The sequence below is a fragment of the Paeniglutamicibacter sp. ORCA_105 genome (assembly GCF_045798545.1).
GTDB lineage: Bacteria > Actinomycetota > Actinomycetes > Actinomycetales > Micrococcaceae > Paeniglutamicibacter > Paeniglutamicibacter sulfureus.
In genome coordinates this window covers 90,497-105,406 of record NZ_JBIXLM010000008.1, presented here as the reverse complement: position 1 = coordinate 105,406, position 14,910 = coordinate 90,497, and the positions used below count along the sequence as shown (strand labels likewise).

The window sequence follows — 14,910 nt, the reverse complement described above, 5'->3', positions numbered from 1 at the left end:
GCCGCCTTCGTGGCGGGCCATCCATCCACAAACGCAAGGAAAAGAATCATGATCGAACTAGTGGTGCTGGACATGGCCGGCACAACCATCAACGAGCACGGCGATGTCTACAAGGCCCTGGCCCACGCGGTCACCTCGGCCGGGGCGACCCTCACCCCGGAGGACCTCCAGGCGTGGATGGGGGCGGACAAGACCGAGGCCATCGCCGCGCTGCTGGAACTCGGCGGCGTCGAGGCCGACCCCGCACTGGTGGAGCAGCAATTTGACGCGTTCCGCGGGCACCTGTCGGAGGTGTACGCCGAAAACCCGCCTGTGGCGCTACCCGGCGTCGAGGCCGCGCTGGCCGAGCTGAAGGCCCGCGGCATCAAGATCGGGTTGACCACCGGGTTCTCCCGCGATGTGGCCGCGCCGATCCTTGCGGCCCTGGGCTGGGGCATCGGCGAAGGCCAGCTGCTGGATGCGGTGGTGACCAGCGACGAGGTGGCGGCCGGGCGCCCCGCGCCTTTCATGATCCACCGGGTCATGGAGGCAACCGGCGTGCACGATGTCCGTGCCGTCGTGGCCGGCGGTGACACCGTGGTCGACCTGCTCGCCGGACGAAATGCGGGCGTGCGTACCCTGGGCGTGCTCACCGGGGCGCTGGACCGTGAACAGCTCGAGGCCCACCCCCACGACTGGGTGCTGGACGGAGTGAAGGACCTGCCCGGGGTTATCTAGCCAACGTGTGCCGGGGCCGGGTCCGGATCCGTGGCCTGCCCGCCTTGCCGATCCCCGGTCCCCATCTGTCGGGGTTGGCTTCCCGGTTCTAGAATCGGGATTGACGCAACCGAGGCGGGCCGCCCGGGATCTGCCCGCGGAGGCCACCCGTGTTCGAGGTTCCGGGAAAGGATGCGCACCATGGCCAATGCCCGGAGACCCGCCGACCCGCCGCCGCCCGGCCACACCTCGGGCGACCCGGCGAGGCGCGAAAACAGGATCGTCCTGGATGTGGCCATCGGCTACCTGGACGACCAAATCAAGGAACTGCTCATCCAAGATCCCGAGGTTCGTACCGGCAGCCCGGAAGCGGTCCACGACATGAGATCGGCAACCCGGCGACTGCGCTCCGCCCTGGAAATCTACGGGCATCTTTTCGAGGCAAGCCCACGCCGGATTCTGGGCCACGAGCTCAAATGGCTGGCCAAGGCCCTGGGCCGTTCCCGGGATGCCGAGGTCGTGCGCGAACGACTCCGTGACCGTATCGAGGAGCTGCCCGCGAAGTGGCGGACCGAGGTTCTCGTGGAGTCCCTCGAACGCGGGCTCGGTGATGCCCTCGACGCCGGACACCGGCGGGTGGGCAAGACCTTGAAGTCCAGGCGCTATCGTCGGCTGTTGGAGGACCTCGAGCGATTCCGGGACGATCCCCCGGCCAGGGAACCTGCCCGCCGCCCCGCCGGCACCGAGGTCGCGGCATCGGTCAACGACCAGGCCAGGATCGTTGACCGCGCGTACCGGGCCATGGTGCGCACCGAACCCGGGCACGACCGCGATGTGGCGCTGCACCGGCTGCGCAAGGACACCAAGCGGCTGCTGCACGCCGCGGAATCCGCCGCCGGGATCCACTCGAAACGGGCCGCCACTCTGGCCCGCCGGGCACGCCGGCTGCAGAAGATCCTGGGCAACCACCAGGACAGCGTGATGACCCGCGCTTTCCTCGCATCCCTGGTCGCCGAACCTTCCCTACGGGAGGATGCCCGGCACGCGTGCGAAAAGATTCTCAAGCGGGAGGAAGGCATCGCCAGATCCGCGGCACGACAGTACGCCCGGGCCCGGCGGACATCGGGCGCGCTGCGGTTGCACCGCTGAGCGTCCGGGAGGTAGCGGTCCTACTTGCCGTCCGCGTCGAGTTCCTGTTTGCGCGGGAAGTACCAGCGCATCACCTCACGCAGCTTGTCCGAGTCCTCGCGGGCCCAGTTGCGCATGAGCTCCGAACCGAAGGAAATCGCCGTCACCGGCTGGGCCCCGGCGGCGATCATCCGGTCGAAGGCGCGGTCGTGGGCGACCTGGGAGATTCCCCCGACGGCGTCCGCCACGGGATAGACGCCATAACCCTCGGCGAGCATGTCCAGGGTCGGGAAGGTCAGGCAGACCTCGGTCCACAATCCCGCAATGACCACCTTGCGGCGCCCGGTGCCCTCGATCGCCGCGCGGAAGTCCGCGTCCTCCCAGGCGTTCACCCCGCTGCGGTCAATCTCCCTCACACCGGGCAACTCGTCCTTGATCACCTGACTGGTTCCCTGGTTCACGCCCATGTCCACCCCGACGGTGGACAGCACCACGGGCACCCCGAATTTCGTGGCCAGCCGGCACAGCGCCACCACGTTGAGGTCGATCCGCTCGCGCGTGGTCGAGGTGACGGTCCCGTACTGCTCGGGCTGGAAATCAATCAACGCCAACACGCAGTTCTGCGGCGTGAGCAGGTGGTCCCGGGCCTGGTCGCGCACCGGTTCCGGAGCGGTTTTCTTCTCCATGTCGTGCTCCTCTCAAAGCCTTCGGCGGCCGGTCGCGGCCGACCCATGGCAATTCGTGCAGATGAAAGACACGGTATACCCGCACGCGTGTGAAAGTATCGGGTTCAGCGATTTCGCGAGGGAATCGGCATGTGGGAAGGGAGACGGCCGGGCATGCCCACCAGCCGCTTGGAAGCATTCAGCGATGGCGTCCTGGCCATCATCATCACGATCATGGTCCTGGAACTCAAGGTCCCCGAGGGCCACGACATGGCTTCGCTCCTCCCGGTCATCGGCTCCAGCCTGCTGACCTACCTGCTGAGCTTCGTCTACATCGGCATCTACTGGAACAACCACCACCACATGTTCCAGGTCACCGAGAAGATCACCGGCGGAGTCCTCTGGGCCAACCTGCATCTGCTCTTCTGGCTGTCCCTCCTGCCGTTCAGCACCGCCTGGATGGATGAAAGCGCCCTGGCCAAGACACCCGTCGTCATCTACGGCATCAATCTTTTGGCGGCGGCAGCCGCCTACCTCATCCTGCAGCGCGTGATCATCCGCGGGCAGGGGGCCGACTCGGCGCTCAAACGCGCCATGGGACGGGACCGAAAAGGCAAGGCGTCCCTGGTGCTCTACACCGCCGGGATCCTTGCTGCCCTGCTGGGCGGCGAGCACGACAAGGTCTGGGGCTACCTGGGCGTCGCGTTCTTCGTGGTCGTCGCCATCCTGTGGCTGGTCCCGGATCGCCGGATCGAGCGCAACCTCGGCGCGGGGCATCAACCCGCCTGAGCCGGCGTTCAGGACTCCTCGTCGGAAGTGGCTTCCACGTCCAGTTGGCCCTCCGCGATCGGCGCGCTCTCCGGAGCCGTGGCGTAGGCGATCGAGAGCCGCCGATACGACCGCGTGGCCAGGGCGGCGAGCCCAAGGAAGATCGAGGCGATCCCGGAGACCAGGAACACCATCGCGATCCCGCGGGCGTTACCCTCCCCCAGCAGCCAGCCCCAGCTTTGCTTGCCCGGGTCGGATGCCATGTAGGGAATGATCCAGAACTCGGCCAGAGGCGCGATCATGAACGCGGTGATCGGAGCGGCAGCCGACTCGAACGTCATGGCGAAGCCGAACACCCTGCCCTGGACCTTGTACGGGACCACCTTCTGGATCACGGTCTGCTCCGCCGCCTCGACCGCGGGGATGATCATCATGAAGACCCAAATCCCCACCGCATAAAGCCACCACCACTCGCGGATCGTGAACGTGGCACCCAGCACGCCGGTGCAGGCCACCAGGATCAGCATCGTGCGGATCGGGTTCTTGCCGAGGCCGAACTTGGCCACCAATCCGCCACCGATCAGGAACCCGGTGGCCGTCACCCCGAGCACCACGCCCCAGATCTCCACCGGGAAGATCGTCAGGCCATAGGGGTCCATCAGTGCCATGAATACCCCGCCGGTCAGGTTGTTGAAGGTGGTGAACAGGATCAGGGCAAACAGGCCCTGCGTCGCGCGGACCGCCGCGATCCCGGCACGTAGCTCGGCGAAATTCTCGCGCCCCTCGGCCCGCACGATCTTGGGTTCCGGAATCCTCAGGGCCAGCAGGTGCACCAGCACCGCACCGCAGGCCACGAGCGCAATGATGATCGTGCCTCCCATGCCCAGGAACCCGATGGCCAGCCCGCTAAAGACGGAGGTGATCATGAACGCGAGGCCCTGCACCGTCCCCACCAGGCCGTTGGCATTGGCCCGGCGGTCCGCCGGGACCAGCAGCGTCACGGTGGTGGACAGGGCGATATTGCGCAGCTGCTCGACCACCGCCCCGATGAGCACCACGAGGGCAAAGAGCCAGAACCAGATCCCGGTCAGGCTCAGCATCTCGGCCTCGGGGACCAGCATGAACATCGTTCCAGCCACCGCGAAGCAGGCCACGGTGAACAGCGTGGAGCCCACCATCACCGCGTGCTTGCGGTACCTGTCAACGAGCACCCCGAAGAACAGGCCAAAGAACGCGACCAACAGCATGTAGGTGCCGCCGATGAGTCCGGTGGCCAGCACAGAACGGGTCTCCAGGTACACCCAGAAGGTCAGGGCAAACCAGAGGAAACTGGTGGTTACATTGGCGACGGCGGTATTGACCAGCACGTGCATGAACGTGCGGTGCCCCGCCTTGGGTGGCGTCGCATTCTTGGCGGCTTGCCTGTCGGTTGTCCCTATGTCCGCGGAGGACTGATCTTCCTGCGACATGCTCCAAGCCTAGAACCGGGGCGGGCACTGCGGTAGGTCATAGGGCGAGCAATCGACATCCACCGCGAAATGGCCCAACGAGAGGCAGGTGGGGCAAAAGGGCAATGCTTGCGCGACGCCTGGAGTCGAGGCAATCAGGCTCAGCGCGCGGGCAAGGCCTGCTCGCCACGCAACTTCTTGGACAGCTCGTGGGCGTGGTGCATCAGCAGCCGCCCCATTTCGGGGCGCCGCTCGGGCGAAAACCGCGATTCGACGCCGGTCAGGCTCAACGCCCAAGCGGGCTGGCCCGCGGCGTCAAAGACCGCGGCCCCCATCCCCCAGCTTCCCTCCACGATCAGTGCCGGGTTCTCCGCCCAGCCGCGCCCCCGCGTCTCGGCGATGCGCCGGCGCAACGGCTCCGGCGCGTGGTCGCTTCCATGTTCCGCAGCCAGATCCCTGCCTTCCAAATAGCGCTCCATCGCTTTTTCGGGCAGGAACGACAGGATCGCCAACCCCGCGGAGGCCACACCGAGCGGGAAGCGCTTGCCCTCGTAGAGTACGAAGGAGCGGATCGGGAATGCCCCGTCAGCTCGCAGCAGGCAGACGGTCTCATCTCCCCGCCGCACCGAGAGAAACGCGCTTTCACCCGTCGCCTCGGCCAGGGCGGCAACGTGGTCGCGGGCAATCTCGGTGATGTCGTAGCGTTCGGCCGCAACGGTCCCCATCAGGTACATTTCCGGGCCCAGCAGCCACAGCCCCTCCTGGTTGTCGTGGTCGCAAAACCCCTCGGCCGTCAGTGCGGCGAGCAGCCGGTGGACGGTCGGGCGGGCAAGTCCGGTGCTTCGTGCGACCTCCGTCGTGGAGATGCCCCTGGGCATCGCGGTGCTGACGGCACGCAGCACTGCCGCCATGCGGCCCACCACCTGGGCACCGGGGAACGAGGAATTCATGTCCATATTATGGTCGAGATTCACCCAACTAACCACCCATCGAGCAATCCAGGTCACATTACTCCGATCCATTGACCGGGAGAACGCCGGATCAGTACGGTCAGAGCAGGACATCAACGTACTCCACATCGTGGACGACACAAGGAGAACCATGGCAACGAAAGTCATCGGCGACGCCTCTTCGGCGTTGGCCGCAACCGTGCGCGATGGAATGACCATTGCGGTTGGCGGCTTCGGCCTCAGCGGAATCCCGAATCGATTAATCACCGCCCTGCGCGACTCGGGCGCAACCGGGCTGACCATCGTCTCGAACAACATGGGCGTGGACGGCAAGGGGCTGGGCGTGCTGCTGGAAAACAAGCAGGTATCCAAGGTCCTGGCCTCCTACGTGGGCGAGAACAAGCTCTTCGCCCAGCAGTTCCTGGACAACGAGCTCGAGGTCGAGTTCGTCCCGCAGGGCACGCTGGCCGAGCGCCTGCGGGCCGGGGGTGCGGGCATCCCCGCCTTCTACACCCCCACCGGCGTGGGCACCCCGGTCGCCGAGGGCAAGGAAGTGATGGAATTCGATGGCCGGGCCGCGATCTTGGAGCGCGGCATCGTCGCGGACATTTCCTTGGTCCGCGCCTTCGAGGCCGACCCGGAAGGCAACTTGCGCTACCGGATGACCGCACGGAATTTCAATCCGCTCGTCGCCGCCGCCGGCCGCGTGACGTTCGCAGAGGCCGAGCTCATCCACGAGAACTACCTTGATCCGACCCTCGTGGACACCCCGGGCATCTTCGTGCAGCACGTCGTCGCGACCGACGGCGTCAAGGACATCGAACAGCGGACCGTGCGCGTCCGCCAGGAGGCATAAACAGCATGTGGACACGTGATGAAATGGCGGCCATTGCCGCCAGCGAACTGACGGACGGCCAATACGTGAACCTGGGCATCGGCATCCCGACCCTGGTGGCCAACAACCTGCCCGAGGGCGTGCGCGTCACCCTTCAATCCGAGAACGGCCTGCTGGGCATGGGCCCCTTCCCCTTCGAGGGGGAAGAGGACGCCGACCTGATCAACGCGGGCAAGCAGACCGTCACCCTGCTGCCCGGCGGCAGCTACTTCGACTCGGCCACCTCCTTCGGCATGATCCGCGGCGGGCACGTGGCCACCGCGATCCTCGGCGCCCTGCAGGTCGCCGCCAACGGCGACCTGGCCAACTGGACCATCCCCGGCAAGCTCGTCAAGGGCATGGGCGGGGCCATGGACCTGGTCGCCGGCACCCCGCGCGTCATCGTCATCACCGACCACGTGGCCAAGGACGGCACGCCGAAGATCGTCGAGCGCTGCGACCTGCCACTGACTGGCGTCGGCGTGGTGGACAGGATCATCACCGACCGCGCGGTGTTCGACGTGGTTGACTCCGCCCTGGTGCTGCGCGCCGTGGCGCCGGGGATCACCATCGAGTCCCTGCACGAGGCCACGGGGGCCGCATTCACCATTGACCTTGAGGAAGAAGAAGCAGCATGAGCGCACTGATCGCCGGGTACGCCCGCACCCCGTTTGCCCGATTCAACGGGGCCTTCGGCACCGTGTCGGCCACTGACTTGGGAGCCCACGCCGCCGCTGCGGCGCTCGAACGTGCAGGGATTCCCGCCGACCAGGTCCAGCGGGTCTTCGCCGGCCAGGTGCTGCAGGCAGGTGCCGGGCAGAACCCGGCACGCCAGTCCGCCGTGGGCGCGGGCATCGGCCTCAATGTGCCCGCCCTGACCCTGAACGCAGTGTGCCTCTCGGGCACCGAGGCCGTGGTGGCGGGAACCCGCATGATCGCCGCCGGCGAGGCGGACGTGGTGGTGGCCATCGGCCAGGAATCCATGTCGCTGGCCCCCCACGTCCAGCGCGCCCGGGCCGGAACCAAGTACGGCGCCATCGAAATGATCGACACCCTCGAATTCGACGGACTCACCGACGCGTTTGAGGCCCGCTCCATGGGTTCCTCCACCGAGGACGGCAACACTTCCATGGGCATCAAGCGTGCGGAGCAGGACGAGTTCTCCGCCCGCTCGCACCAGCTGGCCGCCGCAGCAGCAGACTTCCACGCCGGGGAGATCGCCCCCTTCACCATCTCCTCCCGGCGCGGGGACACCGTCGTCTCCGCCGATGACGGGATCCGCGCCGAGACCACGGCGGATTCCCTGGGCAAACTGCGCCCGGCCTTTTCCAAGGACGGCACCATCACGGCGGGCAACGCCTCGCAGATCACCGACGGCGCCGCCGCGGTGGTGCTGGTCAGCAAGGCCGCCGCCGAGCGCCTGGGCATCAAGCCGATTGCCGAGATCGTCTCCCACGCCCTGGTGGCAGGACCCGACGTCACGCTGCACGAGCAGCCGGCCAACGCCATCCTGGCCGCGCTGGAAGGCACCGGCATTGCGCCGGCGGATCTTAAGGCGGTCGAGATCAACGAGGCCTTTGCCGCCGTGGGCGTGCGCTCCACCGCGAAGCTCGGCATCGACCCGGAGATCGTCAACGCCAAGGGCGGGGCCATCGCCCTGGGCCACCCGATCGGTGCCTCGGGCGCCCGGATCGTCGGCACCCTTGCCCGCCAGCTCGCCGAGCTCGGCGCCGGATCCGTGGGCGCCACCGGCATCTGCGGCGGCGGCGGACAGGGAAGCGCCGTGATTCTAAGGGCGCTGTAGCGCCAACAAGCTCGGGCCTCACATTGGCCGAACGCGAACACGGGCACTCCCACACTTCATCGAAGCGTGGGAGTGCCCGTGTTTAGCCCACTGTTCAGGCGGCGTCGAGTGGTTTCACGTCGTGTGTCTTGCCGTTCAGCTCCCGGGCAAGGTCATAGTTCACCTGCATGGCAAGCCATCCTCGGGCGGTACCGGTCCCGGCAAGCTCCAGCCTGACGGCCAGGTTCGGGCTGATGCCGGCACGTCCGTTGACAACGCGGCTCAGGGTCACGCGGGAGACCCCCAACCTCAGCGCGGCTTCAGCGATGGTCAAGCCGAGTTCGGCGAGCACGTCTTCGCGAATGATCTCACCCGGGTGCGGTGGGTTCTTCATCATGGTGCTGTTCCTTCAGTGGTAGTCCTTGTAGTCAACGAGCTCGACGTCTTGTCCAGCGAATCGGAACGTCACACGCCAATTGCCGTTGACCCAGATCGAGAAGTGTCCGGCAAGGTCGCCCTTGAGCTCATGCGTGCGGAACGAGGGAATGGCGAGGTCTGCCGGTGTTTGCGCAATATCGAGCACGCCCAAGATGCGGAGGAGCTTGGCCGCATGCGCGGGCTGCACGCCCTTCTTGGAATTGTCGCGATAGAGCGCTTCCAACCCCTTGTGCCGGAAACTGACGATCACGGAATTACCGTATCGTGTATCGTCTCACGATACAACTGTTTTTGCTGGCGTATTCCCACCCGCAGGACGTCGACCAGCTCCACCTCCAAGTCCGCCGGATGCGCCGGCACACCTCGCGACAGCGCCTTCATCCGGCGGACTGTGGACGGCCACTTCCCCGCACCGGAGGACGGGAAGATGAGGCGGTGCCGGGCCGGAACATGCAAGTGCGGAAGGAGACATCGTCGCCTTCCGCACCCGTTTGGTTTCTAGGCCAGGTAGCCCGATATGGCCGCGACCGCCGCCCGGACCCCGCCCGAAAGGGTCGGTTCCATCTCGGGCAGGAAGTAGGGCGAGTGGTTCACCGGCGGATGCTCCTGGTTCGCGGGGAATCCGCCGAAGAACCAGTAGACGGTGGGCACGTCGATGGAATCGCCGAGCCACCCCACGTCCTCGCTGCCCATGACCGGCGGGGCCAGGACCACCTGCTCCTGGCCCAGCTCGGCGCGCAACGACGCGATGACCGACTGCGTCTGGTCCGGATCGTTATAGCAGCGCGGGAAATCGTAGACGTGCTCGATGTCGGGCGCGGGCGCATTGGAGGCCTGGGCCTCCGCGTTGACGATCCGGGTGATCGCCTCCAGCACCGTGGCGCGGACCTCGGGAGTCAGCGTCCTGACATTGAGCGTGAACTCCGCCCGGTCGGGAATGATGTTTTCCTTCAGGCCGGCGTGGAACGTCCCCGCCGTCACCACCGCCGGCGTCGTGGGGGCCAGCTCCCGGGAAACGATCCCCTGCAGCCTGGCAATGATGTGGGCGCCGAGCAGGATCGGGTCGATGGAGTCCTGCGGCTGTGAGCCGTGGGACTGCTTCCCGTGCAGGGTCACCTTCAGGGCGTCGGCCAGGGCCATCGCGGTGCCGGAGGATATGTGGACGGATCCGGCCGCGTAGGGAAAGACATGCTGTCCGAGCACGACGTCCGGCCGCGGCGCCCGCTCCCAGAGCCCGTCCTGGACCATGGCCCGGGCCCCGGCACCGGTTTCCTCCCCGGGCTGGAACACCAGCACCAGGGTCCCGTGCCACGCCGGCTTGTTTTCCGCGAGGAATCGCGCCGCGGCCAGCAGCACCGCGACATGGGTGTCGTGGCCGCAGCCGTGCATAACCGGGACCTCGGTGCCGTCGGGCAAATGCGAGGTCGCCGTCGAGGCGTAGTCGGCCCCGGTGTCCTCCTTGATCGGCAGCCCGTCGGTGTCGGCGCGGAAGGCCACGGTCTTGCCCGGACCGTTGCGCAGGATTCCCACCACGCCTGTGCCGCCGCAGCGGAAGTTCTCGATGCCGAGTTCGGCCAGGCGCGCCTGGATGTAGGCGGCGGTTTCGTGCTCCTGCATGGAGAGCTCGGGATGCCGGTGCAGGTGCAGGTACTGCTCGTGCATCCAGTCGGTGGCGATGCCCTCGAGGTCCAGGGTTGGTGCGGTCATGATGTGGTGCTTCCTTTCGTTCGGTGTCCGGCGCCGTGTGTGGCGGAGGCCTGCGGAGAGTTGGATCAGTCGACTTCGACGGCGGTGTGGATCTCTTTTCGGTCCCGCAGCACCCAGGACAGGATGATCGAGCAGACGACCACCAGCGCGGTGGCGAAGAGGGCCATCTTCGGTGCGGCGGGAACGATGACGAATTGGACCAGCAGGGCCAGGGCCACCGCGATCACTGTGGGCCGCAGGCGCTTCATGCTCACGATGGCCTGCACGAGCACGGCCCCCATGAGTGCGGGCAGGATGTAGAGGCGGGCGACCTCGATCATGCTGGCGGGTACCAGCGAGACCAGCCACGTGCCCAGCAGCCCGACGAAGACCAGCAGGCTGGTCAGGTGGACGGTTGCCGCCCCGCCGATGGCCATCACGGCCGCCAGGTCGCCGCGCCGGGTTCCGGGCTTGGCGTTGATGCTGGACTGGGCAACGATGGCGGCGGGGAGCAGTTTGTTGGAGATGTTCCCGATCATGAACGCCTGGTACATCGCGGCCGAGCCGAGGATCGGGAAGTAGGTCAGCGGCTCGACGAACCAAAAGACCCCGAAGGTGGCCGCGACCGCGACGAACGCGATCCAGACCATGGGTCCGGTGATCTCCAGGCCCGAGAAGAAGACCAGGTAGACGGGTCCGAGCAGCGAGAAGACGAGACCGGCAAGCATGGTCAGCGATCCGTAGCGCGTGGTCTCGGATTCAAAACGGGCCATGGAGGCATCGGAATGGGTGGCGACGGGGGTGGTCATGGTTTTTCTGCTTTCTTGTTTGCAGGGAACGCGGGGCTAGGCCGTGTGCATCAGGTAGGCGGCGGCGATGGCGACCATGATGGCAAAGCCCAGCGCCCATTCCTTCAGCCACCTCACCTTGAGCAGCCTGGCCAGGAAGAGGCACATGCACATGGTTGCCGCGGAAATCATCAAGGTGACCGCGTGGATGTTGGACTTGGGCAGCTCCGCGATGGCCAGCATCGAAAAGGCGCCGAGCAATGCGGCGGCCGGGATCAGTGCCATGACCGCCGGGTTGGCCTTCGCCAGTTTCTTGCCGCCGCGCTTGAGCACGGGGGTCAGCACCAAGGTGGAGAGCATCCACATGCCGCCCGAGAGGGACATGGCCATGAACGCGACGGCGAAGACCTGCTGCGTGTATTCGGGCCCGCCGAGCACGGTGCCCATGGAAATCGCCGCCAGGGACGCCGAGGCCGTTTCGGTCGAGGCGGAGCCGATCAGCCCGATGCGGACCAGCACCGCCGGGGTCCCGAACAGCGCCAGGAGGGCGATGGCCACCAGCACCACCGCCAGCGAGGGGCCAATGGAGGCCACGGCCCCGGCCCGGAAGGATTCCTTCAGTTCGCGCGTCGGCATGCCGATGTGCGGCGCCGCGCGGCGGGCGGCCTTGATATAGAGATAGGTCTGCACGAAGATCACGGCGAAGACGCCCAGTGCGCAGATCCAGAGGATCGGGGTGTTCGCCACGGCCCAGATATCCGTGGATGTCGGGTTTGCAGCGAGGGGGTGGATTTGCGGCACGGCAACTTCTCCTTTGGTCTCATCGACGCCGCCGCCGTCAGCCACATTCCCGGCTAAACTGTGAGCCACGTCTCTTTCGTTCCAGATTGCGCCGCCCCCGGGATTCTGGCAACCAATGAGGGATTTCGTCATGGATTTGTCGTTTTCATGCATTCTGGACCAATTTCCCGACCAGACTATTCACACGGTCCGCGGCGCGCACAGACTGTGGACATCAGGAATCTCGGCCCAGCGCCGATCGACTAACAAATCAAGCAAGGACGTGGAAAACGTGAACGCGATTCAAGACATGGGCGCCCGGGAGATGACCGAAGCGATCAAGCGCCGCGACCTGTCGGCCCGGGAAGCCCTCGAGAGCCACATCGAGCAGATCGAGCGGGTCAATGGCCCGATCAATGCCGTCGTCACCACCGATTTCGAACGCGCCCGCGAACTCGCCGCGAAGGCCGACGAGGCCACCGCGCAGGGCAAGCCCACCGGGCTGCTCCATGGACTGCCGATGACGCACAAGGACACGTTCAACACCGCGGGCCTGCTCACGACCCAGGGCTCGCTCGCCCTGAAGGACAACGTTCCGCAGACCGACGACCTGCAAATCGCGCGGCTGGCCGCGGCCGGGGCCATTCGGACGGGCAAGACCAACGTTCCCGAGTTCGGGGCCGGTTCCCACACCTTCAACGAGGTCTTCGGCACCACCACGAACCCCTACGACACCGCGCTCAGTGCCGGCGGCTCCTCCGGGGGCGTTGCCGCCGTCATTGCCGCCCGCATCCAGCCCCTGGGCGAGGGCTCGGATATGGGCGGTTCGCTGCGCATCCCCGCATCCTTTTGCAACGTGGTTGGCTTCCGCCCGTCCTACGGCGTGATCCCCATGCCCGCGCCAACGGATGCGTGGTCATGGCTGGCACGCAGCGGACCGATGGCGCGGACCGTGGACGACATCGCCTTGTTCATGGAGGCCACCGCCGGCGACAGCGACAGGGTCTTGACACCCAACACGCTCTCCGGCCGCGACTTCGCGCAGCTGGAACCAAACGCGCTGCGCGGAATCCGGATCGGCTACAGCAGGGACTTCGGGATCGGCGTCCCGGTCGAACCGGAGGTCCTGGAGGTGCTGGACGCGCAGATCGCCGTCTTCGAGGCGGCCGGAGCCCACGTGGAAGAGGCCTGCATCGACCTGCGAGACGCCGACCTGGTCTTCGGCAACACCCGAGCGTACGATTTCGCCGCCATGTTGGGCGACCTGGTGCGCTCCCGGCGCGAGATCATCAAGCCGGAAGTCATCTGGAATGTCGAGAAGGGGTGGGCGCTGGACGCCGATGACCTGATCGCCACCACCGCGGCACGAACCCGGCTGGAAATCGCCGTGCAAAAGTTCTTCGCCAACTACGATCTTTTCCTGAGCCCCGCTGCACAGGTCCTGCCCTTCGACGCCAGCTGGCGCTACCCGCAGGGGATCGCCGGAGTCCCGGCCACCACCTACCTCGACTGGATGCGCTCGGCGTGCCTGATCTCCGGCACTTCGCTGCCGGCGTTGTCCATGCCCGCCGGATTCACCGCCGACGGGTTGCCCGTGGGCCTGCAAATGACGGCCAACCACTACAAGGACGTGGAACTGCTGGGCTACGCCCGAGACTTTGAGCAGCGAACGAGCTTCGCCGAGCGCGCGCCGCAGTGGGTTGCAACAGGACTGAAGGGACAGGAAATCCGGTAATGGCGCGTGCCGGGCGCTGGTTCCTGCAGGGGAGTCCACAGCGGGACGGGCATTGGATACGCTGTTGCCACGGCCATTGCCTGCCAGTCATTGGCCGACCCGTGGTCGGCGAGCTTCCACAACAAAGGGGACCCCATGGCCCAAGGCGATCTCAGCGCACTGCAACAACGCATCATCGGCGCCCTCCAGGTGGACGGCCGCGCCACCTGGCGCAAAATCGCCCAGGTGCTCGACGAGCACGAGCGCACCGTGGCGAGGCAGGGCTCGGAGCTTCTCGCCTCCAAGGCCATCGCCGTCGCTGCCCTGCGCATGCGCGAATCGTCGGTCATCATGCGCCTGGCGTGCACGCCGGGAACGGCCAGGCTTGCCTGCGAATCGCTGGCCCAGCGCGCCGACACCACCTTCAGCTACATGGTGACGGGGGTCGGCGACGTGGTAGCCGAGGTCATCTGCGAGGCGAACGCCTTGAATGAGCTGCTCACCCTACAGGTCCCCTCGACCCCGGGGTTGATCTCCTGCTCGACCTATCCGGTGCTGAAGTACTTCCGCACCATCCGCGGCTGGCGCATCGGGGTGCTGACCGCCGCGGAGGAGCTCGCGCTGCACACCGAGCTGACCCAGGACGACACGCGGCAGCAGGGCGTGCGCGAGGCAGCGGCCCGGCTCACCGAAAACGACGAACTGATCATCCAGGCCCTGCAGCGCGACGGCCGCGCCAGCGTGGAGGCCGTCGCACGCCAGGTCAGGTTGTCGGAGTCCACGGTGTCCCGGCGCATCGACTGGCTGATCCGCAACTCCCACCTGGCGATCCGCACGCTGGTCGAGCCCGAGGCGCTGGGGCTGAACACCGAGGCGCTGCTGTGGATCCACACCGCCCCGCACCAGGTCGAGGCCCTCGGCGCTGCCCTGGCCAGGCGCCCGGAGGTCCGCTACGCGGCCGCGGTGGCCGGGGACTGCCAGCTGGTTGCCGACATCACGGTCGCAAACCCTGCTCAGCTTTACGACTTCCTGTCGGATCCTTCGTGGAGCAAGTCGATGACCCACCTGCAGAGCACCATGGTGCTGCAGGCGCGCAAGCGCGGCGGGCAGTTGCTCTGACGGCCTGCCCCGCGTCACGCAAATAACCGGCCAACCACCCCAGGCAGTACCCTTGCAGGCGAGATCATTCCCG

At 66.7% G+C, this 14,910-nt stretch carries 16 protein-coding genes; 8 read left to right on the top strand and 8 right to left on the bottom strand.

Annotation, left to right across the window (positions count from 1 at the left end; translation table 11 throughout):
- The first annotated feature begins 48 nt into the window (after positions 1-48).
- On the top strand, positions 49-717 hold the full coding sequence (locus tag ACIPUB_RS06180; protein WP_407606578.1) for a phosphonatase-like hydrolase: 669 nt from the start codon (positions 49-51) through the stop codon (positions 715-717).
- Between the two features lie 180 nt (positions 718-897).
- A complete protein-coding gene (locus ACIPUB_RS06175; RefSeq protein WP_407606577.1) occupies positions 898-1,845 on the top strand; it encodes a CHAD domain-containing protein in 948 nt (315 codons plus the stop codon).
- A 20-nt stretch (positions 1,846-1,865) separates the two neighbouring features.
- Here the strand turns inward: ACIPUB_RS06175 and ACIPUB_RS06170 are convergent, their stop codons facing one another.
- Entirely contained in the window at positions 1,866-2,510 is a 645-nt protein-coding gene (locus ACIPUB_RS06170; protein WP_407606576.1) for an isochorismatase family protein, read from the bottom strand.
- A gap of 153 nt (positions 2,511-2,663) precedes the next feature.
- Between ACIPUB_RS06170 and ACIPUB_RS06165 the strand changes: the two genes are divergently transcribed.
- Positions 2,664-3,278 carry a TMEM175 family protein gene (locus ACIPUB_RS06165; RefSeq protein ID WP_407606575.1) on the top strand — a complete coding sequence of 205 codons (615 nt, stop codon included), beginning with the start codon at positions 2,664-2,666 and terminating at the stop codon, positions 3,276-3,278.
- Between the two features lie 8 nt (positions 3,279-3,286).
- Here ACIPUB_RS06165 and ACIPUB_RS06160 read toward each other — a convergent pair whose 3' ends face one another.
- On the bottom strand, positions 3,287-4,726 hold the full coding sequence (locus ACIPUB_RS06160) for an MFS transporter (RefSeq protein WP_407606574.1): 1,440 nt from the start codon (positions 4,724-4,726) through the stop codon (positions 3,287-3,289).
- Positions 4,727-4,866: 140 nt separating this feature from the next.
- On the bottom strand, positions 4,867-5,655 hold the full coding sequence (locus ACIPUB_RS06155; protein ID WP_407606573.1) for an IclR family transcriptional regulator: 789 nt from the start codon (positions 5,653-5,655) through the stop codon (positions 4,867-4,869).
- 151 nt (positions 5,656-5,806) lie between these two features.
- On the opposite strand from ACIPUB_RS06155, the gene ACIPUB_RS06150 reads away from it, so the two are divergent.
- Genes ACIPUB_RS06150 through ACIPUB_RS06140 form a run of 3 tightly spaced genes read left to right on the top strand, consistent with a single transcriptional unit; the run spans position 5,807 to position 8,333 of the window.
- Entirely contained in the window at positions 5,807-6,511 is a 705-nt protein-coding gene (locus tag ACIPUB_RS06150; protein ID WP_407606572.1) for a CoA transferase subunit A, read from the top strand.
- Between the two features lie 5 nt (positions 6,512-6,516).
- Positions 6,517-7,167 carry a CoA transferase subunit B gene (locus ACIPUB_RS06145; RefSeq protein WP_407606571.1) on the top strand — a complete coding sequence of 217 codons (651 nt, stop codon included), beginning with the start codon at positions 6,517-6,519 and terminating at the stop codon, positions 7,165-7,167.
- The gene (locus ACIPUB_RS06140; protein ID WP_407606570.1) at positions 7,164-8,333 is read left to right on the top strand and encodes an acetyl-CoA C-acyltransferase; all 1,170 of its coding nucleotides are present in this window, start codon (positions 7,164-7,166) and stop codon (positions 8,331-8,333) included. The genes ACIPUB_RS06145 and ACIPUB_RS06140 overlap by 4 nt, the downstream gene beginning before the upstream one ends.
- Before the next feature lie 94 nt (positions 8,334-8,427).
- On the opposite strand, the gene ACIPUB_RS06135 is transcribed toward ACIPUB_RS06140, so the two are convergent.
- The 5 genes from ACIPUB_RS06135 to ACIPUB_RS06115 all read right to left on the bottom strand — a co-directional run bounded on the left by ACIPUB_RS06135 (position 8,428) and on the right by ACIPUB_RS06115 (position 12,016).
- Complete coding sequence (locus ACIPUB_RS06135; RefSeq protein WP_407606569.1) at positions 8,428-8,709, bottom strand: HigA family addiction module antitoxin; 282 nt, start codon at positions 8,707-8,709, stop codon at positions 8,428-8,430.
- Positions 8,710-8,721: 12 nt separating this feature from the next.
- Complete coding sequence (locus ACIPUB_RS06130) at positions 8,722-9,000, bottom strand: type II toxin-antitoxin system RelE/ParE family toxin (RefSeq protein ID WP_407606568.1); 279 nt, start codon at positions 8,998-9,000, stop codon at positions 8,722-8,724.
- Between the two features lie 248 nt (positions 9,001-9,248).
- Complete coding sequence (locus ACIPUB_RS06125; protein WP_407606567.1) at positions 9,249-10,457, bottom strand: amidohydrolase; 1,209 nt, start codon at positions 10,455-10,457, stop codon at positions 9,249-9,251.
- Between the two features lie 65 nt (positions 10,458-10,522).
- Positions 10,523-11,245: a hypothetical protein gene (locus tag ACIPUB_RS06120; RefSeq protein ID WP_407606566.1), complete on the bottom strand. Its 723-nt coding sequence runs from the start codon at positions 11,243-11,245 to the stop codon at positions 10,523-10,525.
- 36 nt (positions 11,246-11,281) lie between these two features.
- Positions 11,282-12,016, bottom strand: coding sequence for a DUF5058 family protein (locus tag ACIPUB_RS06115; protein WP_264268911.1), 735 nt, complete (start codon positions 12,014-12,016; stop codon positions 11,282-11,284).
- Between the two features lie 298 nt (positions 12,017-12,314).
- Between ACIPUB_RS06115 and ACIPUB_RS06110 the strand changes: the two genes are divergently transcribed.
- Together ACIPUB_RS06110 and ACIPUB_RS06105 are read left to right on the top strand one after the other, a co-directional pair.
- Entirely contained in the window at positions 12,315-13,739 is a 1,425-nt protein-coding gene (locus ACIPUB_RS06110; RefSeq protein WP_407606600.1) for an amidase, read from the top strand.
- A 135-nt stretch (positions 13,740-13,874) separates the two neighbouring features.
- A complete protein-coding gene (locus tag ACIPUB_RS06105) occupies positions 13,875-14,837 on the top strand; it encodes an Lrp/AsnC family transcriptional regulator (protein ID WP_407606565.1) in 963 nt (320 codons plus the stop codon).
- Positions 14,838-14,910: the final 73 nt, after the last annotated feature.

Bases quoted from the DNA above. Each gene is read 5' to 3' on its own strand.
- ACIPUB_RS06180 (WP_407606578.1), top strand. From the start codon at position 49: ATGATCGAACTAGTGGTGCTGGACATGGCCGGCACAACCATCAACGAG.
- ACIPUB_RS06175 (WP_407606577.1), top strand. From the start codon at position 898: ATGGCCAATGCCCGGAGACCCGCCGACCCGCCGCCGCCCGGCCACACC.
- ACIPUB_RS06170 (WP_407606576.1), bottom strand. From the start codon at position 2,510: ATGGAGAAGAAAACCGCTCCGGAACCGGTGCGCGACCAGGCCCGGGAC.
- ACIPUB_RS06165 (WP_407606575.1), top strand. From the start codon at position 2,664: ATGCCCACCAGCCGCTTGGAAGCATTCAGCGATGGCGTCCTGGCCATC.
- ACIPUB_RS06160 (WP_407606574.1), bottom strand. From the start codon at position 4,726: ATGTCGCAGGAAGATCAGTCCTCCGCGGACATAGGGACAACCGACAGG.
- ACIPUB_RS06155 (WP_407606573.1), bottom strand. From the start codon at position 5,655: ATGAATTCCTCGTTCCCCGGTGCCCAGGTGGTGGGCCGCATGGCGGCA.
- ACIPUB_RS06150 (WP_407606572.1), top strand. From the start codon at position 5,807: ATGGCAACGAAAGTCATCGGCGACGCCTCTTCGGCGTTGGCCGCAACC.
- ACIPUB_RS06145 (WP_407606571.1), top strand. From the start codon at position 6,517: ATGTGGACACGTGATGAAATGGCGGCCATTGCCGCCAGCGAACTGACG.
- ACIPUB_RS06140 (WP_407606570.1), top strand. From the start codon at position 7,164: ATGAGCGCACTGATCGCCGGGTACGCCCGCACCCCGTTTGCCCGATTC.
- ACIPUB_RS06135 (WP_407606569.1), bottom strand. From the start codon at position 8,709: ATGATGAAGAACCCACCGCACCCGGGTGAGATCATTCGCGAAGACGTG.
- ACIPUB_RS06125 (WP_407606567.1), bottom strand. From the start codon at position 10,457: ATGACCGCACCAACCCTGGACCTCGAGGGCATCGCCACCGACTGGATG.
- ACIPUB_RS06120 (WP_407606566.1), bottom strand. From the start codon at position 11,245: ATGACCACCCCCGTCGCCACCCATTCCGATGCCTCCATGGCCCGTTTT.
- ACIPUB_RS06110 (WP_407606600.1), top strand. From the start codon at position 12,315: ATGGGCGCCCGGGAGATGACCGAAGCGATCAAGCGCCGCGACCTGTCG.
- ACIPUB_RS06105 (WP_407606565.1), top strand. From the start codon at position 13,875: ATGGCCCAAGGCGATCTCAGCGCACTGCAACAACGCATCATCGGCGCC.